This is a genomic window from Flavobacterium sp. DG1-102-2 (assembly GCF_033042555.1).
GTDB lineage: Bacteria > Bacteroidota > Bacteroidia > Flavobacteriales > Flavobacteriaceae > Flavobacterium.
Genome location: NZ_JAWLIK010000004.1, coordinates 84,513 through 110,294 on the forward strand (window position 1 = coordinate 84,513; position 25,782 = coordinate 110,294).

The following is a 25,782-nucleotide window of genomic DNA, read 5'->3' on the forward strand; positions in this document are numbered from 1 at the left end:
CAATATAGTAAAATTTAAATTCTCAGTTGGGGCGTAATTTTAAAGCCCCTGCATGAATTCAAATTTTGTTATCCGCCTTAAAACATCTTTGGCTGCTGCCGTGTAAGCCGCAGTATGTTTAGATGCATCTTCAGAAAGTATCCTTTGCAGCTCATGGTGTATCCAGTCTTCTTTTTTTCCAATCAGGAAAAGTGTGCGCATGGCGTATGCCTTTGTGGCAACTTTGGTTTTAGGATTTATAAGCCAGTCAAAACAGGCTTCTGTTATCTGCTGTACTTGGTGCGTGTTCATAAACTTTGAATGCCGCTCCCGGTATTCTGTAGCAAGAAGGCCTATTTTGCTTATTGGGCGCATGGCGCTTTCGTTAGTAAAATGGGGAAGGGCTTCACAAAAAGTATCCAAGTGTTCTTTTAGCCATTCAATTTTGGCTTCAAATACAAGCTCGGCTATCCAGCAGGCTTTATGGTGGTTTTTGTCTTTTACGTTAAACCCGATAGCCAATAGCTCTGAAAGTAAGGTTTTGTTTTTTAAAACCTGCCCCGATAGCAGATCGCGAATGGGGCGGTGTGCTGTGCTGTTAGCTATCTGTATGTAAAAGGAAGATTCCAAAGGTGCCCTGTTTTGGCCGAAAAATACAAAAAAAGCCGGGACAAATGCCCCGGCTCAAAAAAAACTGACCTAGATTAACTACTTGCTTATTGCTTTATAAACATTTTCGCAGCCTGAGCCTGCGGTCCGTTTAACTTCACGATGTAAGTGCCTGCTGAAAGGCCTTCCACGTTGATTGAAGTTTCTGTCTGGTCAATGCTGCCGGTAAGTAAAACTTTACCGGTAATGTCTATAATGCTGAAGTTATTAACTTCGGCATTTTCAGGGATCATTACGTTAAGAATACTGTTGGCAGGATTTGGGTATAATTTAGTAGCGTTTGCAAGTTGAGGATCGTTAACACTTAAGAAGCAGCCTTCTTTAGCACTAATTGTAATAGGGTTATCTGCAGTACTTAGTATGTTATTAGTACAAACAGTCATCGCAGCGTCAAGGTGGTAAACGCCCGGTTCCGTAGCTATATAGCTAATGCCGTTAGCCTCTGCAATAGGAAGCCCGTCTTTAAACCACTGCATATTGATAAAGTCTTCTTCGTTGCCAGGTATTGTAAATGCAACTGAGTCACCTTCACATACAAAATAAACACCGCCTTCTGTAGTAACACCTTCGCTCGGTACAGAATCAAAAGAAATTGCAATGTCGTAGCTGTCTACAACTATTTCGTTAGACGTGTATGTTTGGCCATCTTTAGTTACTTCTACCTTTATGGTAGATTCGCCATAAGTTGCCTGATCATAATTGAAAGAAGCTACAGTGGCTTCATCAATATCCGTAAATTCTGTTTCTCCTTCAAATTTGACCTGCCACTGGTAGGTGTCATAACCCACTGCATTAGTTACAAAAGCAAGTCCGTTAGTGTCAGGGCAAAGCATGTTATCTCCCTGTATAACAAGTGGTGAAGGTGTGCCTGGACCACAGTCTTCGCTTGCAACAACATTAATTACCTGAGATGTCGATGTAGCATCCGGGCATACTTCTACACCTGCTACAACATTATAAGACCCCGGTTCTGTAATAACATACGTTAGAGAAGTAGCTCCCGGTATTGGCTGGCCGTCCTTATACCACTGTGCAGTTACATAAGGAGCTAATACAGTTTGCACAATTTTAGCTCCTGTACACATTACATACCAGGTTTCTAAAGTCTCTTCATTATATTCAAAATGAACATTTCCTTGTAGTTCATTCATAATAAGAAGGCTAGACCATTGATAGCTGTCAACCTGGATAGCATTAGATTCAAATGTCTGCCCGTTTTTAGTTACTTCTACTTTTAGTAATGCCTGGTCGTACGTATACCAGTCGTATGTAAATGATGCTTCAGTTGCACCATCTATCGCTACATACTCTTCATTATCTAAGAACCAGTATTTCCAGTACCATTGGTAAGTATCGTATTGGGTATCGCTTGTAATGGTTGCTGTTCCGTCAGTATACGGACACAACATAACATCGCCTTCAATCGTAGGATTCTGCGCTCCTACTGTCCATGCAAAAGCAAGGAACAGGAAAGTGAATAAAGTTGTTTTCATTGTTAGATAGTATATAATTTGTTAGTAACACAAATTACCTTATAAGCATTTGAAAACAACGCTTATTTAAGCGGACAAAGTGTGACATGTTCTTCCATAAAGTGTGACGCTTTTTGTTTAATGGTTTGCTTTTGAGTATTTTAAACTTTCGGTCTTCATTTAGAAGATATAGCTAAAAGAAACATTACCGTAATAATTTACAGGCAGCCCGGGATAATAATATCTTGGTGCTGCACCATTTACCCCGGTGGCATTTACCAGCACCATAGAAGCATAATGAGTATTGGTAATGTTGTTTACGCCGCCTGAGAGGTGCGCCGACAAGCCTTTTAAAAGTTCAAACCTGTAACCGGTCTTTGCATTTAGCAGGTTATAGCTTTTTGCATACGCCGAGTTGGCATCATTCATTGGCAGATCATCTACATAATAAAAATCGGAAGACAAGTAGAATCCTGATTTGTTTTGGAACATAAAACCTGCATTGAATTTATTAGCGGGAACACCTGTAAGCTTGTTCCCGGAATAATCTATACCGTTATTTACAAATTCCTTAAATTCATAGTTACCTATGGATGCAGATACATACGGGTGTAGGTTAAGGTTTTGGTTGATTTCCCAATTATAATTTATGGCCGCCTCTATTCCCTGATGCAGTGTTTCTCCGGCGTTAACGCCAACGTATTGGTCGTCGCCAACACGCTGTGCTACCAGCAGGTCTTTGATCTGCATACGATAGAAGGATGCCTCGGCATACAGGCTTCTGTTTAAAAAATAGAATTTACCACCAACTTCAAAATTATAGCCGTTTTCGGGTTTAATGTTAGGATTGATGGTGCCATCGGCTGTAAGCGTCTCTTCGATAGATGGCAGGGAGAAACCACGGCTTACCGATGCATACAGCGTTTGCAGCCTGCCGGGTTTATACAACAGCGATACCTGTGGTGACCAAATGCCGTCATAGCTATAGTCCTGAGAATTTATATCTTCGGCAGGGTAGGTGGTGTCGAGCTTAAATTGGGTCTTGTTGTAATTAACACCTGCCTGCAGTTCCAGTTTTGATAGTAACTGCACACGAAGCTGCGCAAATGCATTAATAAAATCGCGTTTCTGTTTGCTGCCTGTCAATTGGGCTCCTTCAAGTGTTCCGTTACCATTGTTTTGCTGGTACAAATTTTCAAACGTGCCACCCCTAAAGCCGTCTTTAAAATACTCCATCCCCGCAATGAACTGCGACTTCATCTTACCCAGCTTAAAATCGCCAAAGAACTGGGTACGCCCGCCAAAGGCAGTATTGTTTTGCGTTAGTATATCAAAAGGTCGGGGCTCATAATTTTCTTTGGTGCTTACAAAAGCCGATGTTGTATTCTTAAGCCACGAGGCAGCCTGCCAGTCGTAGGCCAGTCCTCCCATCCAGGAGTTGTATTTTTCATATCCTTTAGATGCGGCCCATGTGGGCGCTGCGCCTCTCGGATTGTTATCGAACATATCTTTATTTATGGAGCTCGGTATGTAGGCTTTCATGTTGGTATAATTGCCGAAATAAGTAAGCTTACTGTTTTGTTTCCGGAATAATTCTCCAGCCAGTGTTACTCCTTCGCGGTTGTAAGCGCTGTTTTTTCGCCAGCCATCCGTCTCCAGTTTATGGTAGCTCAGGTTCAGGCTCCCAAAAGCACTGTCGTAACTATACCGAACGGTATTTTTTATCAACCCAAAAGAACCAACAGTTGTTCCTGTATAAGCTTCGGAGCCCGGAGTTCGAAGCTGTTTGGGCTTAATGAGTATCGCTCCGCCAAGACCCGCGCCATAAACGCTGGATAATGGCCCTTTTATGATTTCGGTCTGGTCTATGATTTCAAGGTCAATATCCTCTATGGTGGTTTCGCTGTCGCCAGATGTGAGGGGTATACTACCATAAAAAGCCCTTATCTTATTTGTGCCATAAGGCGTACGTGCACCTATACCGCGTATGGATAGACGGTTGGTATTTATAGCGCCGCTTTGCATGAGCACACCCGGCACTGTGTTAAGCGCGGCTGAAATATCTGAATTATTATTTCGCTGCAGGTCGGCAGAAGAAAGCACGCTTACCGATGCCGGGGCGTTCATAAGGCTATCGCTTACGTGATAATTGCTTATAATAACTTCATTAAGCGAACTTTTAATTTTTATTCCGGTAGTAGTATCGTGTATTTTATTAGTCGCAGTTGTAGTACTGTCTTTACGTGTTTTAAGATTTTTTATTAGGGTAGTTTGTTCTTTTTTTACCGTAATGGTATCCTGGGCAAAAGTCTGGATGGCAAATAAAAAAAACAGGGCAGATAGTAATTTTTGAATCATATTATTTGTTTTGTTGCCACTAAAGTAAAAAACCTGCAGCCCGAAAGCTGCAGGAATCAGTATAAATAATTGTTTGGTTTTGTTTCGTCCTATTTGGTGGCTGCCACCCTCCATAGGGTGTTGCCGCTGTCGTCGTTTACTAGTAATGATCCGTCGTTCATAACAGTAACGTCTACAGGGCGGCCGTAAGCCTGTGCTTTTTTCTCATCGGCAATAAACCCGGTAAGGAAATCCTGCGGCGGTCCCGACGGCTTTCCGTTTTTAAACGGAACAAACAATACTTTGTAACCACTTAGTACAGACCTGTTCCATGAACCATGCTGGCCTACAAAAACACCGTTTCGATACTCTGCCGGGAAAGCTGTTTTGTTATAAAAAGCCAGTCCTAGTGACGCAGTATGGTTACCCACAGGTACATCGGGAACAATGGCTTTCGCAACAAGGTCTTTGCCCTTGCCTTTCATTCTTGGATCTTCAATTTGTCCATAGTACGAGTAAGGCCAGCCATAAAAGCCGCCTTCTTTAACGCTGGTAATGTAATCAGGAACGAGTTCATCGCCCAGTTCATCACGCTCGTTAACCGCTGTCCATAATTGTTTGTTGGCAGGATTCCAGTCCATACCTACAGGGTTACGCAGGCCGCTGGCATAAATGCGTTCGCCCGAACCGTCAGGGTTTACTTCAAGAATATTGGCGCGGCGCACTTCATTTTCCATACCATGCTCACCCACGTTGCTTCCTGATCCTACCGAAATATAAATTTTAGAACCATCGGCATTTGCCAGAAGGTTACGTGTCCAGTGATTGTTGTAGCCTCCTGCCGGAAGTTCTACGATTTTTTGTCCGCGGGCAGACTGCAATTTTGTTTCTCCGGTTTTGTATGGGTAGCGGTAAAGGCCATCGGTATTGGCTACATAAAAATAATCTTTCAATATTAACAAGCCATAAGGCTGGTTAAGCTTTTCGGCAAAAATAATGCGGCTTTCAAAAGTGCCATCTTTGTCTTTGTCCCTAAAAAGGGTTATCTGGTCGGCGCTTCCTGCTGTGCCGCTTTCGGCTACAAAAATATCGCCGTTAGGGGCAACATAGGTATTACGTGGATTTTTAAGATCGCCGGCAAATTTTGTAACGGTAAATCCTGCGGGTGCTTTTGGGGTTTGTCCTTCAGGCCAGTCTTTCATGCCGTTGCGCTTGGTAACCGATTCTGTTTCAAAGGGAGCTGGCAGGGTAATGTCGCCTATTGCAGTTTTTACAGTAGTACTGCCTTCGGCTTTTGCCTCCTGTTTTTCCTCTTTAGATGGTTCTTTTTTGCAGGATGTAAAAGCAAAAATACTGAGCAGCGATAATGTAAATATTGATCTTTTCATTGTAGTGAAGTTTTAAAATAGATGTATGGATACCGAAATTACTTATTTCCATTCTCAAACCCCTGAGTATTAAATCTTATTTAACACATGTGAAATTATTGCAAAATGAGCCGATGCATGCAGGAAGCTTATTGGTAATTAGTATATTTGCAAATTATTGCAAAACCAATACGTTAAAATACAGTGATACAAATTCACGATAAACAGTTCGTTCCTTTTATAACCGCCTCAGAAATTGATGCCGTTATTACCAAAATGGCCAGACAGGCAGAAGAGGACCTTAAAGGCGAGATACCGGTATTCATCGGCGTGCTTAACGGCTCTTTTATGGTAGTTTCAGATTATGTAAAAAAATACACCCAGCCTTGCGAAGTAAGCTTTGTAAAATTAGCTTCGTATGAAGGAATGGCAACCACAAGCACTGTAAAGCAGCTTATAGGCCTAAACCAAAGCCTTGAAGGCAGGACAGTAGTTGTTATTGAAGATATCGTTGACACAGGAAATACTGTTGCGGAACTTAAAAAAATATTTGAAGGGCACAACCTTAAAGCGCTGAAAATTGCGACGCTTTTCTTTAAACCCGATGCATACAAACAGGATATAAAGCTGGATTATATTGGCTTTGAGATTCCCGATAAATTTATTGTGGGCTATGGCCTTGACTACGACGGACAGGGACGCAACCTGCCGCAGGTTTATCAGTTAAAAGAATAGATTACAAATTACAACCTAACATACAAAATGATCAATATCGTATTATTCGGAAAGCCGGGCGCAGGAAAAGGTACTCAGGCAGAATTCTTAAAAACAAAATACAGCCTTACCCATATTTCTACAGGTGACATTTTTCGTTACAACATAAAGAACGAGACGCCGCTTGGACTGGAAGCGAAATCATACATAAACAAAGGAGAGCTTGTGCCGGATGCACTCACTATAAAAATGCTTCAGGACGAAATTGAGAAAAACCCTGACACAAAAGGTTTCCTTTTTGATGGCTTTCCACGTACTACAGATCAGGCAGATGCGCTTGATGCGTTCCTGAAAACTAAAGGATGGGGTGTTACAGCTACTGTAGCGCTTGAAGCAGATGACGAGGTGCTGGTTGCCCGCCTTCTTGAAAGAGGAAAAACCAGTGGCCGCGCGGATGATCAGGACGAAACACTTATACGTAACCGTTACCAGGAATACAATGAAAAAACAGCCCCGCTTATTGAATATTACAAAGCGCAGGGTAAATTTCATGCAGTAAACGGCATTGGTGAAATAGCTGAAATTACTAATCGATTAAGTGCTGTAATCGATACGCTTTAATTTAAAACCTAACAATTGGAAATAGTAATAATTTTATTGCTGATCATTCTTAACGGAGTTTTCTCCATGTCTGAGATCGCTTTGATCTCTGCAAGGAAAAACCGACTTGAAACTGCCGCAAAAAAAGGCAACGCCAGTGCACAGGCTGCACTGGACCTGGCAAATTCGCCAAACAAATTCCTGTCTACAGTACAGATAGGTATTACCCTTATCGGTATCTTAACGGGTATCTATTCGGGCGATAAGGTTACTGATGATGTAAAAGTGTTTGTTGAAGGTTTTGAAGTTTTAAAACCATATGCAACTAATATTTCGGTGGGTATCGTGGTAGTGGTACTTACATTTTTTTCCCTGGTACTGGGTGAGCTTCTTCCTAAAAGAATAGGGCTTAACTTCCCGGAAACCATTGCAAAGATGGTGGCTATCCCAATGAAGTTTATCTCTATAATAACAGCGCCGTTTATATGGCTGCTTACGTCATCTACAGATTTTCTTTTAAAGATTTTCAGGATTCGCCCTACAGCAGACGGTAAAGTGACCGAAGAAGAAATAAAGGCCATTATTAAAGAAGGTACAGAAGGTGGCGAGGTTCAGGAAATTGAACATGATATTATGGAGCGTGTGTTCCACATTGGCGACCGTAAGGTAAACTCGCTGATGACACACAGAAAATCGGTGGCTTATCTGTCTACCGATGCCAACGCCGAAAAGATTCGCGAAACCATGCTTGACGAGCTGCACTCGGTATATCCTGTAATTGAAGGCGCAAGCCTTGACGATGTTATAGGTGTTGTGCTGCTAAAAGATATTTTTGCCAACAACGCGAGAGCTGATTTCAGCCTTAAAGAGATTGTTAAAGAGCCGGTATATCTTATTGAACATACCTCTGCTTATAAAGCATTGGAGATTTTCAAAAAAACAAAAGTACACTATGCATTGGTTACCGATGAATATGGTGTTTTTCAGGGGCTTATTACACTTAACGATATATTAGAGGCGCTTGTAGGAGATGCTTCAGATTTTTATGAAGATGAGTTCAGGCTTGTAGCTAACGAAGACGGTACATGGCTTGTAGACGGGCATTATCCGCTGCATGACTTCCTGACCTATTTTGACCTTGATGATCTTACTAACGATTATGAAGTAACCACGGTAAGCGGACTTGTAATGACTGAGCTGTCGTACATACCAAAAGAAGGCGAAAAACTTGCCTGGAACCTTTATGAGCTTGAAGTTGTTAAAATGGATGGCGTTAAGATAGATAAGGTAAAAATAACATCGCTTAAAGAGTAACAGTTCCCGTAGCAGCGGTATTGCAATAAAGAAGAATATATAATTGACAAAAGGTTATGGTGGGCGGTTCAGATGTTGCTGAGCAACTTGGAACTTAAAACCTTAAACCTTAAACAGAGGAAAAAATGACAGAAGGGAATTTTGTAGATTACGTAAAGATATATGTGTCTTCCGGTAAGGGAGGTAAGGGATCTACACACTTGCATAGGGAGAAGTTTATTGAAAAAGGAGGGCCTGATGGTGGCGATGGCGGCCGTGGCGGACACGTGTACCTTGTAGGTAACAAAGGATTGTGGACACTTTTTCACCTGAAATTTGCAAGGCATATTAAAGGGACACATGGCGGCGATGGCGGTAGCGCACGAAGCACCGGTGCCGATGGTGAAGACAAATACATTGAGGTTCCGTTAGGAACTGTAGTTAGAGATAAAGAGACAAACGAGATATTGTTTGAGATAACCGAAGACGGCGAAAAACAAATCGTTGCCAGAGGTGGTAAAGGAGGTTTGGGTAACTGGCATTTCCGCAGTTCTACAAACCAGACACCAAGATATTCACAGCCGGGTATGCCTGCTGAGGAAAAGGATATTATCCTTGAGCTTAAAGTTTTGGCAGATGTTGGATTGGTTGGTTTCCCTAATGCGGGTAAATCTACACTTTTATCGGTACTGACTTCGGCTAAGCCTAAAATTGCTGATTATCCTTTTACTACACTTAAGCCTAACTTAGGTATCGTAGCTTACAGGGATTTCCAATCGTTTGTAATTGCTGATATACCAGGAATTATAGAAGGTGCAGCAGAAGGTAAAGGTCTTGGACACTACTTCCTGAGGCATATTGAGCGTAACTCTACACTGCTATTCTTAGTTCCTGCAGACGCCGACGATATCAAGAAAGAGTATGACATCCTTTTAGACGAACTTCGTCGTTATAATCCTGAAATGCTGGATAAAGACAGGCTTATAGTGGTGTCAAAATCGGATATGCTTGACGATGAGCTTAAAGGCGAAATGAAAAAACAGCTTGATAAAGACTTTAAAGGTATTCCTTATATGTTCATTTCATCTATAGCGCAGCAAGGGCTTGTGGAGCTTAAAGATAAGCTTTGGCAAATGCTTAATGTGGATACAGAATAACATATACAATCACGCATAAAAAAACCGGCTGCATAAACATATTTGCAGCCGGTTTTTTTGTTGTTATTTTGTGCCTAAATAAGATTTTTAACTTCATCAAAATTTAGTCCGCCGTAATTTCCTGAACTCATTAGTAATAATGCAACACCTTCGCTGCCATATTTCAGGTCATAAAGGTATTCTTTGAACGCAGCAGGATTAGTGTAAATGATAAGGTCCTCGCGATTAAACGCTTTAGCGATCTGCTCATAAGTAACCTCTTCAAGCTGTTTGATCTTAACGGCATCAGGAGAATAGAATACTACAGCAACATCGGCATTATTAAGCGCACCTTCGTATTCCTTTAAGAATTCTGCATTAAGGCTGCTGTAGGTATGCAATTCAAGGCAGGCAATAAGTGTTTTATCAGGATATTGTTCCTTAACAGCTTTTGTAGTAGCCGCAACCTTACTCGGTGAATGCGCAAAATCTTTATAGGCAACATTTTTTCCGTTTTCTGCAATTTTCTCAAGACGTTTGCTAGCGCCTTTAAAACTTGCAATGGCTTCGTAGAAATCGGCTTCATCTACACCCATGTTCTGGCAGATCCATTTGGCACCTGCAAGGTTGTTAAGATTATGTGCCCCAAAAACTTCTATAGGCATTGGGCCTTCGGGTGTTTCAAGATAGGTAACACCGTTTTGAACGGTATATTCAGGTGTACGATACGGTAGTTTTCTTATAGGGTTTGTAGATGCTTCGGCAACGCGTTTTACTTCAGGGTCATTTTCGTTGTACACTAAAATGCCGCCGTTAGTAATTTTTTCGATGAATATCTCAAACTGTTCCACGTAGTTCTCGTAGGTAGGAAATACATTGATATGATCCCAGGCGATACCGCTTATAAGTGCAATGTTTGGCTGGTACAGGTGAAATTTCGGCCTGCGGTCCATAGGCGAAGACAGGTATTCATCACCTTCAAGAACAATAAAATCATTCTCCTCAGTCAGGTGAACCATAGTGTCAAAACCCTCAAGCTGTGCGCCCACCATGTAATCTACATCAATATTGTTATAATGCATAACGTGAAGTATCATACTAGTAATGGTAGTCTTGCCATGCGATCCGCCAATAACAACACGTGTCTTGTTTTTAGACTGTTCGTACAAAAACTCAGGATACGAATATATCTTTAGCCCCAGCTCCTGTGCTTTAAGAAGTTCAGGATTGTCGGCTTTAGCATGCATGCCCAAAATTATAGCTTCTATATCGGCAGTTATTTTTTCCGGAAACCAGCCCAGCTCTTCAGGGAGCAGGCCTTTCTTTTCAAGGCGTGAACGCGATGGCTCAAAAATGGCATCGTCGCTGCCTGTTACATGATATCCTTTTGAGTGAAGTGCCAGTGCCAGATTGTGCATTGCAGCGCCGCCTATAGCTATAAAGTGTGTACGCATTTAGTTGTAATATTAGTATTTAGTCAGATTTTTTTAGGCTGTCTGCCAACCTTTTTACAAAATTATCATCTATATAATACAGACCGTTCTGTAAACATCAAAAGTAATAAAATCATTCAACAACAAACAGCGTTTGACAAAAACAAAAATGCAGTATATTGTTGACAAATACCACCCGGCCATGAAACAAACTTTACTATTTGCATTTTTACTTTTAGCTTTTACAGCATTAGGGCAGGACTATACAAAGGAGTGGAGCAGCGTACTTGAAAAAGAAGCTGACGGCGAGGTCAAACAAGCCGCCCTGCTAACAGATGTGATCTACATTAAGGCAAAGAGGGAGAATAATCAGCCGCAAATTATCAAGGCTTTTTTCTTCAGGTCAAAGTATATGCAGGTTATAGATGAAGATGCCCAGTTTAAGATAATTACCGAAATGCAGGCTGAAATAAAGAATGCAAAATTTCCGGCTAATCAGATACTGAGCAGCCTGTATGCAGAGATGCTGAGTAAGATTTATTCTAAAAATCAATCAAGAATAAGAGTGTTGGCAAATCTTGAATATCCCGGTAATGATTACAGGCAATGGGGAACTATTAATTTTGAAGATGAAATAAACAGGCTATATGCAGAAAGCCTCAATAACAAGGAAAAACTATATAACATACCAACGGCAGATTTTGAAGCCATAATCGATTTTGCTCCTTCGCTCAGTACATACAGGAGGTCTTTATATGATTTTTTGGCAGAACGATATCTTGATTATCTATGGAATGATACTGACTCAGGGTATGATGTGTACTGGAGTGAAAAATTGCCGCAATTTTTTGGAGATACTAAAGAGTTGATGAAAATTGTGGATGGCGATTCACTTGAACTCCCTGCTAAACGTGCATTAAACTTGATGCAGCATATAGAACAGCATTATACAGGAGCTAAGGATACCCTTAACCTTGATCGTGCAGTACTGAGAAGGCTTAGCTATCTTGACAAAGAAATATATAATAATGATAAAGATGCATTTTATCTTGAAACGGTATCTAAGATAGCTGAAAGGACAAAACGAACGCCATTAACCTACAAGGCGATGTTGATAAAAGCGCAATTATTAACCACGCAGGCAGATAAAACTAAATATAAAAATAACCTTATTGAAGCTGTAGCGCTTTATGACGAAATCATAAGGAATAAATCGCTTAACGACATTGCAGCAGAGGCTTTTAATCTTAAAAACAATATCATCAGCAGGGCGGCAGATATTCAGATGATGAGTTTTACCGCTCCTGAAAAACCAATTCTGGCTAAAATTAATTTTAAAAACCTTGATCGCATAACGGTGTCGTTTTATAAAATACCCTTTTCTGTAAACACTCGTCAGGAAGATTTTAAGGAAAGGTATCTAATCTCAAAAGCCTTATATTTTCAGAAATCTTTTACACTGCCTGATAAACATGATTTTTTTAATTATTCTACCGAGATTATACTACCAGGTCTGGAAAAAGGCAATTATGCTGTGGTTATCTCACCTGAATCAACAAATAATAATGATGGAGATATAGTTAACATCAACAAAATAACAGTATCAGGATTAACAGTTATCAAAGATGAAGATAACATTACAGGTGTAAGCTATCAGGTAGTTGACCTTCTTACAGGAAAACCTCTTGAAAATGTTAAGGTATACATGCCGAAGAAGCCGGAGCAAAGAACAGGAAAGGATGGTAAGATAAATGTTAGGTATTCTGACAGGGGAAATGATAATTATATAACTTTTATCCATCAGGCAGATACCCTTGAATATAACTTCTATGACCGTTATTACAGTGACGAAAGCGATATGTTGAAAGTCGGAGGGTCTGTTTTTCTTGACAGGCCATTATACAGGCCGGGACAAACCGTTTTTTTTAAGGGTATTATAAGGAAGAACAAAAATGATATTCAAAGTGTTGTAGCCAACACCTATTTTACCGTGGCCGTTGAAGATGATAATAGCGATGAGGTTAAAAAATTCAGATTAAAAACCAATGAATTTGGTTCCTTTACCGATAAGTTTGAACTTCCAAAAAACAGGACAGGACGATTCTCTGTAATTGTTGAAGAAGACGATGATGATAATCCTGACTACGATGAAGTATTTTGGGAAGAGGTGTATTTTGACAGGTTTCGAACCGACTTTAGTGTGGAAGAATATAAACGTCCAAAATTTGAAGTTACTTTTAATGATGTTAAAGAGGCTGTAAGGCTTAATGAAAAATTCACCGTTAAAGGATCTGCAATATCATTTAGTGGAGCAGGCATATCAGGTGGAGAAGTAGAATATCGGGTAAAAAGAAATTCAAGGCGCTATTGGTACGATAGCTATGGAGGCAGGGATGAAAATATAAAAGAAGGAAAAACTACAACTGAAGCAGATGGAAATTTTACTATAGAATTTAATGCAGAACCAGATGATTCTTTTGATCCTGAAGACCTGCCGGTTTTTAGTTATAGCGTGTATGCTGACGTTACCGATATAAATGGAGAAACGCATTCTTCTCAAACCACGGTTAATGCAGGATATCATTCAATTACAGTCTCAGCCGTTGTAGCAGAAAGCATAAATGTAAATGACAAAGCATCGGTAACATTAATAACTAATAATCTTAATGGGCAGTTTAAAGCAGCAAAAGGAACTGTAACTATTTATAAGGTTACTGCCCCTGAGCGGTATCTTGCTAAACGCCCCTGGAATGAGCCGGAAATACAAGTCATTACACAAGATGATTTTGTGCGGGCATTTCCATACCTGCCATACAAAACCGTAAACGATTCGGTAATAAAGAAAAACCCTGTTTTATCTCAGGCTGTTGATACCGGTATAGATAAAGAAATTCTGCTTAATAGGATCAAAACGTGGAAATCAGGGAGCTATGAGCTTGTATTTGCTGCGAAAGATTCTGTTGGAAACGAAATTAGCACGAGCAGACGATTTGTGCTTAAGAATGATAAAGATAAAGTCCCTGCAGACAAAAGGATTTTTGAATATGAAGTAAAAAATAAAGATTTTGCTAAAGACGGTTACGTGGCAGTTGAACTTTCTGCAGGTGTAGCATTATCTGTAAATGTTACCGCAACAGATGGCAATAAAAAGATTTATGATGAACAGCATGACCTTAATGCTGATAAGATAACTATCAAAATACCTATAAATAATCATAAGGATAAGTTGATAGAATTTTTAATAAGCTATGTATGGCAAAACGATTATTACAGCCATCCTCTTTCAGAGTTTATTAACGGAAAAAATGAAAAACTGGCTATAGAGGCACAGGTTATAAACAGCAAATTGATGCCTGGCAGTAAAGAAACCTGGTCTTTTAGTGTAACAGGAAGTAAAAAGCCATCTGAAGTGCTTGCATCTATGTATGATGCTTCGCTTGACAGACTGATGGAGGATAGTTCCTATTACAGTAATCGATGGAGTGATTTTTCGGCTTTTACCTATAACAACAGAAAATATTCATACCGTAATTTAGTAACGACTGGTACAACTACGGTTTCTTTTTCTGAAAGGCTTAAAATGCAGCAAACAACAAGAAGCAGCGATGCATTTTATATGTACGGTTTTGACTTTGATAATACAAGGAATTCTTATTTCGGTTATACCCCAAAAGGGAAGCTGCGAAAAAAAGGCGATCGTGTTATTAGTGGTGTTGTTACTGACAGCCAGAGACTGCCGATACCGGGAGTAAGCATAACCATAAAAGGTTCTAATGATGGTACAGAAACGGATATTGATGGAAAGTACACTATTTGTGTTTCAAAAAATACAGAATTAATGTTCGCTTCTGTAGGTAGTGAAATTGAGTACCGTGCAATTACCAACACCGATTCTTTAAATGTTGTATTAAAAGAAAGTGCTAATCATTTAGATGAGGTTGTCGTGGTAGGATATGGGACTACCACAAGAGCCACATCAAATATAGCTGTCACAACAGTATCCTCTAAAACCATTCAGGGCAGGCCAAATGCCAATTTTATTGAAACCCTGCAAGGCCAGGTTCCCGGTCTGAATATTTCCACAGGCTCGGGCCAGCCGGGAGCATCGAGCACTGTTATACTTAGAGGGGCAGGTTCAATTAACGGGAATGTACAGCCTCTTTATGTCATAGACGGCGTGCCATTGGACGCAGAAAGTTTTAAAAGCCTTGACCCCGCCGATATTACCAGCCTTACGGTGCTTAAAGATGCCGGGGCAACATCAATATACGGTAACAGGGGTGCTAATGGTGTGATAATTATCAACACAAAATCGGGGGCGAAAGAAATAGAGGCACTTCAGCAGGTAAAAGCGCGTAAAAATTTTGATGAGACTGCCTTTTTCTATCCTCAGGTAACTACCGATAAAGAGGGCAGGTTTACTTTTAGCTTTACTACACCCGAAGCATTAACAGAATGGAAGCTGCGACTTTTGGCACATAATAAAAATGCGGCTTCGGGTTATTATGAAAACACTTTCCATACGCAAAAAGATTTGATGGTTGTACCTAATATGCCGCGTTTCCTGCGCGAAAGAGATACTATTACGCTGGTGTCAAAAGTTACAAATCTTACAGGAGAGGTTAAAACAGGTAATGCCCTGCTGCAATTGTTTGATGCCGTGACGATGCAACCGGTGGATGAACAAATGCTAAACATCCAAAAGTTGCAGCCGTTTACCATTCCGGCTAAGGGAAGTGTATCTGTAAGCTGGAAAGTAACCGTTCCTAAAGGTATGCAGGGCGTGCAGTATAAGGTCGTTGCCAAAGCGGGAGATTTCTCTGATGGCGAGGAAAACATATTGCCTGTGGTAACTAATAGCATAACGGTTACCGAGAGTATCGCGCTTTGGGTTAAACCTAATACGACAAAAGAATATTCTTTTGAAAAATTTGACCAAAGCCTGAATAATGCCAATATCACTCAAAGAGGGCTTACGTTAGAATATACATCTAACCCGGCCTGGCTGGCACTGCAATCGCTGCCTTATCTTATGGAGTTTGAACACGAATGTGCCGAGCAGGTTTTTTCACGTTATTATGCTAACAATATCGCTACGCATGTGCTGAACAGTAACCCTAAGATAGCTGAGGTTTTTGCCGCATGGCGAAAGACAGATAAACCGCTCTCAAAGTTTGAACAGAATGAGGAACTAAAATCGATACTATTAGCCGAGTCGCCATGGATACTGGAAAACCAAGGCAGCGAGGAAATTAAAAACAGGCTGGCATTATTGTTTGACCTTGAAAAAATGCAGGCATCGCTTGAAACAAGTTTTACGAAACTGAAAAATAAGCAAATGCTATCGGGAGGCTTTCCGTGGTTTGAAGGAGGGAAAGAAAGCAGCTATATAACGCGTCACATTGCGGCGGGTTTTGGCCACTTGGCTAAATTAGGCGTAACATTAGATAACCAAAAAGCGGTTGATGCCATGACTAAAGAGGCTGTTCAGTTTATGGATAGGGAGTTTTTTGAAGGTCACAAGAAAAGACTCGCTTTTGTAAAGAAAGGAAGTAAATATGGTTACGAACTACCTTACGACGGTATGCACTACCTGTATGCAAGAAGTTCTTATCTTGAAAAATATCCGCTTTCCGATTCTTTAAAGAAAGTGGCCGAAAGGTATGTTAGCAGCATGAACACTTCTACAGCCTATTTAAAAATGAAATGGCTGGGTTATTCGCTTTACGAAAAAGGTATGGCGACACTCATTATGAATCGGTATGGGCACAAGGATATCGCTAAAAAGATCATACATCATCTAAAAGAAACAAGCAGCACAAACGAAGAGTGGGGAATGTACTGGATAGAGAACAAAGGAGGTTGGAATTGGTATAATGCTCCTGTAGAAACTCAGGCACTGCTTATTGAAGCTTTTACAGAAGTGGATAACGACATTGCGGCTGCCGATGCCATGAAGGTATGGCTGCTAAAAAGCAAACAGAATAAAAACTGGCCGACGACCAAAGCAACTGCTGAGGCTGTCTACGCTTTACTCATGAAGGGAACCGATTGGCTTTCGGTGAAAGACAATACAAACTTTACATTTGGCAATCAGAAAACTATAACAGACAAGCTTGCCGAAAACGAAAAAGAGGCCGGTACAGGTTATATAAAACTGAAATGGAAACCCGAAGAAATGAAACAGGGAATGGGCAAACTTACTGTAGAGAACAAATCTGCCGTGCCTGGATTTGGCGGTTTCTACTGGCAGCGTACCTATGACGAAGCGGATAAAGATTACGCACCTGCACAGGGAATTTTGAATATTACGAAAGAATTATATATAAAAGGCACTACTGCTGATGGAGTGCAGTTGCAGAACGTAACAAAAGAGAAACCGTTAAAAATAGGCGATCTTGTAACGGTAAGGTTGGTCATCACTGCAAAAGAAGACATGGAATACCTTCACCTAAAAGATATGAGAGCCTCAGCTTTTGAGCCTGTAGACGTGATTTCTGAACGTAAGTATAACAATGGTACAAGTTATTATCAGTCTACCCGCGATGTGGCGACTCACTTTTTCTTTGACAGCCTGAATAAAGGCGTATATGTTGTAGAGTATGATGTAAGGGTAAATAATGCAGGCGATTTCTCTAATGGCATCGCTACCATACAAAGCATGTATGCACCTGAATTTTCAGGCAATTCAAGAAGCGTAAGAGTGCATATAGACTAACAAAAAAACCGTTCCCAGATGAGGGAACGGTTTTCTTTTGAATCTGAACTGATTCTATATTATTTAACGATAGTCATTTCGTCTACGATATGTTTGGCGTTAGAGTATTTGTCTATAACCCAAAGCACATAACGGATATCTACGTTAATGGTTCTTTGAAGGTCTTTGTCAAAGATAACGTCTCCGGCCATAGCCTCAATGTTACCATCAAAAGCAAGTCCTATAAGTTCACCTTTACCGTTTATTACCGGAGAACCTGAGTTACCGCCTGTTATATCATTATCTGTAAGGAAATTTACCGGCATGTAGCCTGCTTTGTCTGCATATTGGCCAAAGTCTTTTTTCTCATAAAGATCAAGAAGTCTTTTAGGTAGGTCAAACTCTTCGTCGTTTGGTTTGTATTTAGCTACTTCACCCTGCATAGTAGTGTAGTAGTTTTTCTTAGCGTCATTTCTCTTATCAGCAGGAAGCGAACGTACTTTTCCGTAGGTTAAACGCAGTGTGCTGTTAGCATCCGGATAGTACTTAACTTTCGGGTTAGCTTCTCTCATACCATCTACAAGAAGGCGGAATGCCTTAGAATAATCGGCATCCAGTTTTTGCTGCTCTTCAGATTTTGCCCTGTATTTAGTCATAAGGTCAGCCGAAAGCAAATAGAGAGGATCATTTTTAAGAGTCTCTACGTTTGGTTTTGCCATCCAAGCTTCCAGTTTATCTTTTGAAGCGAAGATACTTTTAGTAAAAGCATCGTTTATGTAAGCAGTAAAGTTATTGTTGTTCTCTTTCGCTATCTTAGCTACAAGCGGAGCAATCTCATAACCTGTAGATTTTGTAGCATAAAGATTAAGCTGCGCTGCGAGTACATCTTTCTCGATAGGCTCGTATATTGTGCCATATATTTCTTCTATATATGCTTTAAGATCCGGAGCCATTTCAGCTTTTTGGGCATCATTAGCGTTAGCACACTGCTCAAGGCCGCGGCCTATGCTGTATGGGTTTGCTGCAAAAGCACTTGTTCTAAGCATCCCTACAAGGTAATTGTCATGGCGTGCTTTTTCGTTTGTTTTAGAGTAGAAGTTATTGATTGTAGCAATTACATCGCCAAATTTAGCTTTGTTCTCTGCCTTGTTGGCCCATTTATTAAAATCAGCTTCTGCTTTAGCTTTAGTAGCGGCGGTTTTGTGTTTTGTAAGTGCATCAATCATCCCCTGGCGGTTTTTCCAGTAGTTGGCAACCTGAGCATATTTAGATGCATAGTTAAGGCGCACTTTAGCATCCTTATCCATGTATACTTTCATTTTATCCATACCCAGTTTAGAAGACTCTACCCAAGCAGGATAAGCAAACTTAACATTCTGCTCTATACCACCTGCCGGCATCCAGCGGTTAGTACGGCCCGGGTAGCCAAGAATCATGGCAAAGTCGTTTTCCTGAACACCTTTTAAGCTTACCGGAAGGTAATGCTTAGGCTTTAACGGGACGTTGTTTGTAGAGTACTCAGCAGGGTTACCGTTAGCATCTGCATACACACGGAACATCGAGAAGTCGCCGGTGTGGCGCGGCCATTCCCAGTTGTCTGTATCACCACCAAATTTACCTATGCTCTCAGGAGGTGTACCTACTAAACGTACATCTTTATAATCCTGGTAAACAAAATAATAGTATTCGTTACCCTGGAAGAAAGGACGAACAGAAACGACATATTTTCCATTCTCGCTGTTTTCTTTTTCAATAAGGGCGCTTTCCTGCTGGATTGCTTTTTCCCTTTCGGCTTCGGTCATGTTAGCGTTTACTTTACCTAGAATCCTTTTTGTAGCGTCGTCCATTCTCACGAAGAAACGAACAGAAAGGCTTTTCGGCTTCAGCTCACCCTGACGGTTTGCTGCCCAAAATCCGTTTTTAAGCCAGTTGGCTTCAGGTGTAGAAAGTTCTGCAATTGCTTCATAACCACAATGGTGGTTTGTAAGCACAAGACCGTCTTTAGAGATGATCTCTGCCGTACACCCTCCGTCAAACTGAACGATAGCATCTTTTAGACTGTGGTTGTTAATGCTGTAAATCTCTTCAGAAGTAAGCTGAAGTCCCATTTTTTGCATATCCCTGTGGTTAAGGCGCTCAATGAACATCAGGAACCACATTCCTTCGTCTGCCCTTACCGGAAGGACCATAAGCGACATGGTAAGGAATAAAATTAATTTTTTCATTTGTTATGGATAAAGTTAATAGTTGTTAGCTAATAGTCACTATAAATGCATTTTTGTTACACTGTAACCATCATCTATTTTAAATTAAGTGGTGCGAAGATACTTTAATTTGCGAATTCTGTAAAATTATGAGCTTGTAAAAAGAATTGTGTTTTGTATTTTAGTTTGTTTCTGAAAGGCTAAAAACGACAAAAGATGCCTTGTAGCATCTTTCGTTTCTTATCTCTTGTTTATATCTAATACAGCCAGTCGTTTCTTCTTATCAGGCTCCGGCAGGTAATCGCGTTTGTTGAGGTGCGTGTAATATTCCTGTACAAAAGCCTTAAAACGTTTTATATCCTCATCGTCTTCCTTCGTTTTTTGATGCAGCAGATTGTTTTTCCCTAAAGGATCGTTTCTGTAGTCAATTTTTTTAATGATCTCTTTCTCGTTGAACAGGTAATAGTATTTATCTGTAGTAAAGTTAAACGCACTATTACTAAAGTTAATGGCAAAATGATCTTTAGCATCCACCCCATTAAAGTGATCCTTGCCGAAAGCAAAATAAGGCTTGTCATAATCCAGCATACCTAAAACTGTAGGCATAATATCTATGTGCTGCATGATCTTATCATCTTTAGCCACCATGTTGCTGCCCGGCTTAAAGAAAAAGATAGGAATAGTATAATCGTGTGGCGCCTTATTAAATTTTTCGCTGTCTGCCCCGGATGAATGATCGGCAGTTATTATAAACAGCGTATTGTTATACCACGGTTCGTTTTTGATACTCTTAAAGAATTCCCCCAGCGAATAATCAGAATATTTTATGGCGCGGTGTATCGGCAGCGTACCCTCGCTGAACTGTTTTGGCAACCCTGGCGGCACCTTATAAGGGTGATGCGACGATAGTGTAAAGAACGTTGCAAAGAAAGGTTTATCCTGCGATGCCATCGTGTTTATCTTTTTATGTACAAACGGCATGAACTTATGATCCCAAATACCCCATTTACCATCAAAATCGGCTGTCCCGTTTTCGTCTTCATATTCGTTACGGGAATAAAAATTCTTTATTCCTGTGTTCTTGCCAAATGATACAAACCCCATAGATTCTTTAACGGCTCCATGAAAGAATGCCGTATTGTATCCCATTTCGTTCATGCACGCAGGCAGTGCATAATAAGGCGCAACCGAATTGGGCAGTGAAAGAAAATGTTCCTTAAATGATGGTATAGATGCCCATATTGCAGGCAGTGCATCTATAGAGCGGTACCCGTTCTGATGCCCGTTTGTGAACAAGTAGCCCTTCTGAAATAATGAATCCAGAAATGGTGTATTTGATTCCTGCTCGGGCTTGAATTGGTCTGAAAGGCTTTTAATATGTGCCTTGCCAAAACTTTCCAATATAATTACAAATACATTCGTTTTTCTGTTGATATTGAAATCATCGGCGTTTACAATAGTGTGAGTGGTAGGGTAGATGTTTTCAGCAATGTTTTCGTCAAAATACTTCAGTGACGGAACGTCTTTAGATTTTCCCATTGTCCTTAGCAGGCAAAACGGATTGCTGAGTATTACCGATGTATGCGTTGGGTTATCGGTATACAGGAAGGCATCATTCATTCCTATTGGAAATGAAGCCGCCGAAAATGTTGCTCCTCTCACAAAAAAGATAACCACTATTGCCATCAATGCGAAATAGCCACTGTTAAGCGTGTAGTATCGCCTGTTACTTTCTTTAGCTGAATCAATTTTCGTTTCAGTAGTTCCGGTGCACTTATAGCCCTGGTATAAAATCACCAGCAGCAGGAAATAAAATATAAATCCGTACCAGTAATCGGCCATAAAGTCGGCCAAAAGCGGTATAAAGGCGTCCTCTCCTAAAAGGAAGAAATCACCCAACACGATACGCGCCTGCTTGAACGGATAATAGAAAATATCGGCCACGTTAACAAGAAGTCCTATGCCATTGGTTATCATAAAGATCCACAGCAATGCTTTTTTATAACCAGTCTTTTCCCTGAACCTGAAAGGAACAACAGACATAAAAATAAAAAGCATATTGATGTAAATTATCGAAACAGTATCAAACATAAGGCTTCCGCGCAGTACGCTCACTATGTCTTTACCATGTACAGGATCGATTAGATTGTTGTTGAAGTAATAGAAGGCTAAGCGGCATAGCATAAATACTATATACACATATAAAAGCCTGGTGAGTAAAACAGTAAGGCTGTTTTTATATTTAAATTTCATAAAAGCTAACTAACAGTTGTTAAGATAGATATTCCGTTTTTTGCTTGGGGCAAAGATAAATTAAATTGTTAAGTAATAGTTAATAAAGAGTGTTAAGTTTAAATTTAAGGTTGTTTCAAGAGGCTGTTAATTAACAATTTGTAAATTTTTATTCTTAAAACAAAGAAAATCATAATTGTCAGATTGAAGCAATGAGGTGTTGAAGTTATTTTTTGTAACTGTAGTGCCCTGTTAAAGGGTAACTAAAGAGGCAGTCGTCAAGATTTTGGCCGTAGCCAACATTGTGTACGATCATGTAACGGCCTGAAGACGCCTTTTTGTCGGTAACTATACCTATGTGGGGCAATCTGCCATTTATTTTCCAGGTTACGATATCACCCGGTTTATAGTTTGAAGCTTTATCAGTGACAGATTTAGTTTCCCCAAAGCGGCTAAAGAAAACCTGTAGGTTGGGTACACGCCTGTGGTCTATGTTACTGTCGGTTGTTTTTAATCCCCTTGATTTAGGATACAGCAAAAAATTTTTCTTCATGTCCTCATGCACTTCCTTTTGCAGATCAATGCCCATTTTGCGGTAGGCGCGTATAATAACATCTGTACATACACCTTTTCCTTTTGGCACATCGCCATTAGGATAAGGAATGGCAAAGTAAGTACCGTCATATTCTACTTCTTCTTTTGTCAGCGTAATCGCTGCATCCGACAATTTTCCGTAGAAATCTTTAGTGGTCGCCGTTACGTTCGTTTCGGCGACATCAGCAGTATTTTTATCAGTGCAGCCTAATAAAAACAGTAATAGTAAATATTTCATTGTGAGTTGGTTTACTGCTAAAACGAAAGAAATATCGTTCATAGTATAGGAGAGTTCACTAATTATTGTATTTTAGTTGCTCAACATCACCCTACTCATCTATGGAAGAATCTACAGGCAACTTCTCAATAAAATACTGGGCAGAAGACGACCAGCCGCGCGAAAAACTAATGCTTAAAGGTAAAGCAGCCCTTAGCGATGCCGAACTGATCGCCATACTTATAGGGTCTGGAAGCCGTAACGAGAGTGCGGTAGAACTGAGTAAGCGCATTTTAGCAAGCGTAGATAACAACCTGAACGCACTGGGCAAGCAAAGCCTGCAACAACTAATGAGTTTTAAAGGAATAGGCGAAGCCAAAGCCATTACGATTGCTGCCGCAATGGAACTGGGCCGCAGAAGGCGCGATGAAGCGGGAGTAGACCTTAAACGAATTACTTCCAGCCGTGCCGTATTCGAGATAATGCAACCCATTATTGGCGAATTGCCCCATGAGGAATTCTGGATATTGTATCTAAATAATTCCAATAAAGTGACTTATAAAGCGCAGTTAAGCAAGGGCGGAATCACAGGTACAATTGTAGATGTGCGCATTGTTTTCAAAACCGCATTAGAGCAAAATGCTACGGGAATTATACTCGTGCATAACCATCCGTCAGGTGTATTGCAGGCCAGCGAACCCGATAAACAGATAACCAAACAGCTAAAGGCAGCAGGTCAGGCGCTGAGCATTAATGTACTTGACCATGTTATCGTTACCGAAAATGGCTACCTGAGTTTTGCCGATGATGGGATTTTGTAATATAGTTACTGTGAACTCACATCAAAATATTTTATTTCTCCATTGTCAAGGTAATAATCCAACGATTTTACAACCTTACTGGACGAAGCTAAAAATGCAGGTTTATCTTCTTTATAGGTAATGACACTTGGCTTGTCATTAAGTAAATCAGAAAGGTCTAGGTAATACTTTATTACATCTACTTCAAAAGCAATATGTTGAATAGTGACTTTAACCCCATCTTTCATTGTTGTAAGTGTCATATAATATCTTGCATTAATTATCGGGTTTCTTGATGCAATAGATTTTCGGTTAAAAACGTCCCAATGGCTTCCTTCTACGGTAATACTGCTGTAGTCAGGGGCATTTTCCAATATCCTGACTTGCATATAATAATTTTCCAGAAATTCCTGAATACGGGCTTTAATTTCGGTTTCAGTCAATTTTGGTTTAGAGAGAATCACTTCTGCAATCCCGTCTTCATTAAATAGTAATGCTTCTGAAGCCGATACTGTGGCAACAACAGGAGCCTTAAGGTTATTTTTTTTATTTTTAATGACAGACTCTGGTGATTTATCTTTTTCAATTGCGGAAGTAATCTGATATTTATAGGTAACAACATTTCCGCGGGTCCATTCGGTCATTGCAAGAATTTTGGTTTCAGGATTATATTCTATTTTTCCTGCAACTTCTCCTTTTGCATTCAGCAGCGAAGTCACATTGTTAAAATATTTTATAGTATTTAATCCATTAATTAAAAAGGCAGAGTTGTCAATGATGTACTCATTCATTAAATAAGCATCTTTACCGGGAGTTTGTTTGTCACGGTCGTAGCGGACCAGCTTTTTTTCTATTGGAGAAAATATAAATTCTCCATACGCGTCCGTAGACGGTTCGTCTTTACCAAAATCGTTAAAAGCATCTACATTAACCACCCCTTCATAATGCATCTCAATAATTTTTTGAGCTTTAAGATTTCCGAATGCGATAAGAAATACAATCAGGATATATTTTTTCATTGGTATTTTTTTATTGCTAACGTAAAGGTCAGTGAAAATATTCTTACATGAAACATTTAGTCGAAATTTTAATTAAACAATTTCCTGTACTCCAATGGCGATACATTGGTTTTTGTCTTAAACAATTTACTAAAAGACTGCGGGTATTCAAATCCCAGCTGATAGGCAATCTCACTAACTGATAAGGGTGTGGTGGTGAGTACTTCTTTAGCTTTGTCAATAAGCTTGTTGTGTATGTGCTGTTGTGCATTCTGTCCTGTTAATGCGCGTAGCATATCGCTAAGATATCCGGGAGATACATTAAGGCGGTCGGCAATATCCTTAACCCTTGGCAGGCAGGTTTTGTCACTGTTGTAATGTTCGGTAAGCAGGCTTTCCATTTTGGCAACAAGGTCGTTGTTAACGCTTTTGCGCGTAAGAAACTGCCTGTTGTAAAAACGGTTGGAGTAGGTAAGCAGTAGTTCTATGTGCGAAATGATAACATCCTGGCTAAATGTGTCAATGGCACTCTTATATTCCTGTTCTATGTTACGCATTATGCCTTCAACCATTGTTTCCTCTTTCTGTGAAAGGTACAGGCCTTCGTTCACGGCATACGAAAAGAACTCATAGTTACGGATGTTTTTTGCCAATGCATATCCCCCTAAGAAATCAGGGTGTATAAGCAGCATACATCCGGCAAGCGGATTCTCACCAGGTTCATTCTCGTAGCATATCTGTCCCGGTGCTATAAACGACATCATGCCTTCGTCAAAATCATAGCTGCTCTGTCCGTAGCGTATTTTTCCCTTATAATCCTTTTTTATGGCGATCATGTAGAAGTTCAACACTAAGCCGTTAGGTATTTCTCCATGAATATCTTTGATGTCATTAAAATAGATGGTACTTACCAACGGGTGTTCCGGCCCGCTAAGGCCCAGCATGCGGTGCATTTCAGAAACCGAATTTAATACGAGCGGCCCATTTTTTACCTTCGTCATAATCTGTACATTTAAAATAGAAAAGCTACCGTAAAGATA

The 25,782-nt window shown here is 40.2% G+C and carries 16 protein-coding genes; 6 read left to right on the forward strand and 10 right to left on the reverse strand.

Going from position 1 to position 25,782, the window contains the following annotated elements:
* Positions 1-39: 39 nt before the first annotated feature.
* The 4 genes from R1T16_RS07560 to R1T16_RS07575 form a co-directional block, all read right to left on the reverse strand.
* Positions 40-609 (reverse strand): hypothetical protein, encoded by a 570-nt coding sequence (locus R1T16_RS07560; protein ID WP_317500498.1) that lies wholly within the window; start codon positions 607-609, stop codon positions 40-42.
* 86 nt (positions 610-695) lie between these two features.
* On the reverse strand, positions 696-2,141 hold the full coding sequence (locus tag R1T16_RS07565) for a T9SS type A sorting domain-containing protein (protein WP_317500499.1): 1,446 nt from the start codon (positions 2,139-2,141) through the stop codon (positions 696-698).
* Positions 2,142-2,300: 159 nt separating this feature from the next.
* The gene (locus R1T16_RS07570) at positions 2,301-4,478 is read right to left on the reverse strand and encodes a TonB-dependent receptor (RefSeq protein WP_317500500.1); all 2,178 of its coding nucleotides are present in this window, start codon (positions 4,476-4,478) and stop codon (positions 2,301-2,303) included.
* A gap of 89 nt (positions 4,479-4,567) precedes the next feature.
* On the reverse strand, positions 4,568-5,845 hold the full coding sequence (locus R1T16_RS07575; RefSeq protein WP_317500501.1) for a sorbosone dehydrogenase family protein: 1,278 nt from the start codon (positions 5,843-5,845) through the stop codon (positions 4,568-4,570).
* A gap of 183 nt (positions 5,846-6,028) precedes the next feature.
* Between R1T16_RS07575 and hpt the strand changes: the two genes are divergently transcribed.
* The 4 genes from hpt to obgE all read left to right on the forward strand — a co-directional run bounded on the left by hpt (position 6,029) and on the right by obgE (position 9,588).
* Positions 6,029-6,559 (forward strand): hypoxanthine phosphoribosyltransferase, encoded by a 531-nt coding sequence (gene hpt / locus R1T16_RS07580; RefSeq protein ID WP_317500502.1) that lies wholly within the window; start codon positions 6,029-6,031, stop codon positions 6,557-6,559.
* Between the two features lie 27 nt (positions 6,560-6,586).
* The gene (locus R1T16_RS07585) at positions 6,587-7,159 is read left to right on the forward strand and encodes an adenylate kinase (protein ID WP_317500503.1); all 573 of its coding nucleotides are present in this window, start codon (positions 6,587-6,589) and stop codon (positions 7,157-7,159) included.
* 15 nt (positions 7,160-7,174) lie between these two features.
* Positions 7,175-8,452, forward strand: a complete 1,278-nt coding sequence (locus tag R1T16_RS07590) for a hemolysin family protein (RefSeq protein ID WP_317500504.1) — start codon at positions 7,175-7,177, stop codon at positions 8,450-8,452.
* Positions 8,453-8,577: 125 nt separating this feature from the next.
* Positions 8,578-9,588 (forward strand): GTPase ObgE, encoded by a 1,011-nt coding sequence (gene obgE / locus R1T16_RS07595; protein WP_317500505.1) that lies wholly within the window; start codon positions 8,578-8,580, stop codon positions 9,586-9,588.
* Between the two features lie 74 nt (positions 9,589-9,662).
* Here the strand turns inward: obgE and R1T16_RS07600 are convergent, their stop codons facing one another.
* Positions 9,663-11,021, reverse strand: coding sequence for a UDP-N-acetylmuramate--L-alanine ligase (locus R1T16_RS07600; RefSeq protein ID WP_317500506.1), 1,359 nt, complete (start codon positions 11,019-11,021; stop codon positions 9,663-9,665).
* 133 nt (positions 11,022-11,154) lie between these two features.
* On the opposite strand from R1T16_RS07600, the gene R1T16_RS07605 reads away from it, so the two are divergent.
* Entirely contained in the window at positions 11,155-17,718 is a 6,564-nt protein-coding gene (locus R1T16_RS07605) for a TonB-dependent receptor plug domain-containing protein (protein ID WP_317500507.1), read from the forward strand.
* A 59-nt stretch (positions 17,719-17,777) separates the two neighbouring features.
* Here R1T16_RS07605 and R1T16_RS07610 read toward each other — a convergent pair whose 3' ends face one another.
* The 3 genes from R1T16_RS07610 to R1T16_RS07620 all read right to left on the reverse strand — a co-directional run bounded on the left by R1T16_RS07610 (position 17,778) and on the right by R1T16_RS07620 (position 22,965).
* Positions 17,778-19,922, reverse strand: coding sequence for a S46 family peptidase (locus R1T16_RS07610; RefSeq protein ID WP_317500508.1), 2,145 nt, complete (start codon positions 19,920-19,922; stop codon positions 17,778-17,780).
* Between the two features lie 219 nt (positions 19,923-20,141).
* A complete protein-coding gene (locus R1T16_RS07615) occupies positions 20,142-22,154 on the reverse strand; it encodes an LTA synthase family protein (protein ID WP_317500509.1) in 2,013 nt (670 codons plus the stop codon).
* A 205-nt stretch (positions 22,155-22,359) separates the two neighbouring features.
* On the reverse strand, positions 22,360-22,965 hold the full coding sequence (locus R1T16_RS07620; protein WP_317500510.1) for a DUF1287 domain-containing protein: 606 nt from the start codon (positions 22,963-22,965) through the stop codon (positions 22,360-22,362).
* 101 nt (positions 22,966-23,066) lie between these two features.
* On the opposite strand from R1T16_RS07620, the gene radC reads away from it, so the two are divergent.
* A complete protein-coding gene (gene radC, locus R1T16_RS07625) occupies positions 23,067-23,765 on the forward strand; it encodes a RadC family protein (RefSeq protein ID WP_317500511.1) in 699 nt (232 codons plus the stop codon).
* 5 nt (positions 23,766-23,770) lie between these two features.
* On the opposite strand, the gene R1T16_RS07630 is transcribed toward radC, so the two are convergent.
* Entirely contained in the window at positions 23,771-24,763 is a 993-nt protein-coding gene (locus R1T16_RS07630; RefSeq protein WP_317500512.1) for a hypothetical protein, read from the reverse strand.
* A 68-nt stretch (positions 24,764-24,831) separates the two neighbouring features.
* Positions 24,832-25,743 carry an AraC family transcriptional regulator gene (locus R1T16_RS07635; protein ID WP_317500513.1) on the reverse strand — a complete coding sequence of 304 codons (912 nt, stop codon included), beginning with the start codon at positions 25,741-25,743 and terminating at the stop codon, positions 24,832-24,834.
* Between the last annotated feature and the right edge of the window lie 39 nt (positions 25,744-25,782).

Coding starts and splice junctions, on each gene's coding strand:
- R1T16_RS07565 (WP_317500499.1), bottom strand. CDS start 2,141: ATGAAAACAACTTTATTCACTTTCCTGTTCCTTGCTTTTGCATGGACA.
- R1T16_RS07570 (WP_317500500.1), bottom strand. CDS start 4,478: ATGATTCAAAAATTACTATCTGCCCTGTTTTTTTTATTTGCCATCCAG.
- R1T16_RS07575 (WP_317500501.1), bottom strand. CDS start 5,845: ATGAAAAGATCAATATTTACATTATCGCTGCTCAGTATTTTTGCTTTT.
- R1T16_RS07585 (WP_317500503.1), top strand. CDS start 6,587: ATGATCAATATCGTATTATTCGGAAAGCCGGGCGCAGGAAAAGGTACT.
- obgE (WP_317500505.1), top strand. CDS start 8,578: ATGACAGAAGGGAATTTTGTAGATTACGTAAAGATATATGTGTCTTCC.
- R1T16_RS07600 (WP_317500506.1), bottom strand. CDS start 11,021: ATGCGTACACACTTTATAGCTATAGGCGGCGCTGCAATGCACAATCTG.
- R1T16_RS07610 (WP_317500508.1), bottom strand. CDS start 19,922: ATGAAAAAATTAATTTTATTCCTTACCATGTCGCTTATGGTCCTTCCG.
- R1T16_RS07615 (WP_317500509.1), bottom strand. CDS start 22,154: ATGAAATTTAAATATAAAAACAGCCTTACTGTTTTACTCACCAGGCTT.
- R1T16_RS07620 (WP_317500510.1), bottom strand. CDS start 22,965: ATGAAATATTTACTATTACTGTTTTTATTAGGCTGCACTGATAAAAAT.
- radC (WP_317500511.1), top strand. CDS start 23,067: ATGGAAGAATCTACAGGCAACTTCTCAATAAAATACTGGGCAGAAGAC.
- R1T16_RS07630 (WP_317500512.1), bottom strand. CDS start 24,763: ATGAAAAAATATATCCTGATTGTATTTCTTATCGCATTCGGAAATCTT.
- R1T16_RS07635 (WP_317500513.1), bottom strand. CDS start 25,743: ATGACGAAGGTAAAAAATGGGCCGCTCGTATTAAATTCGGTTTCTGAA.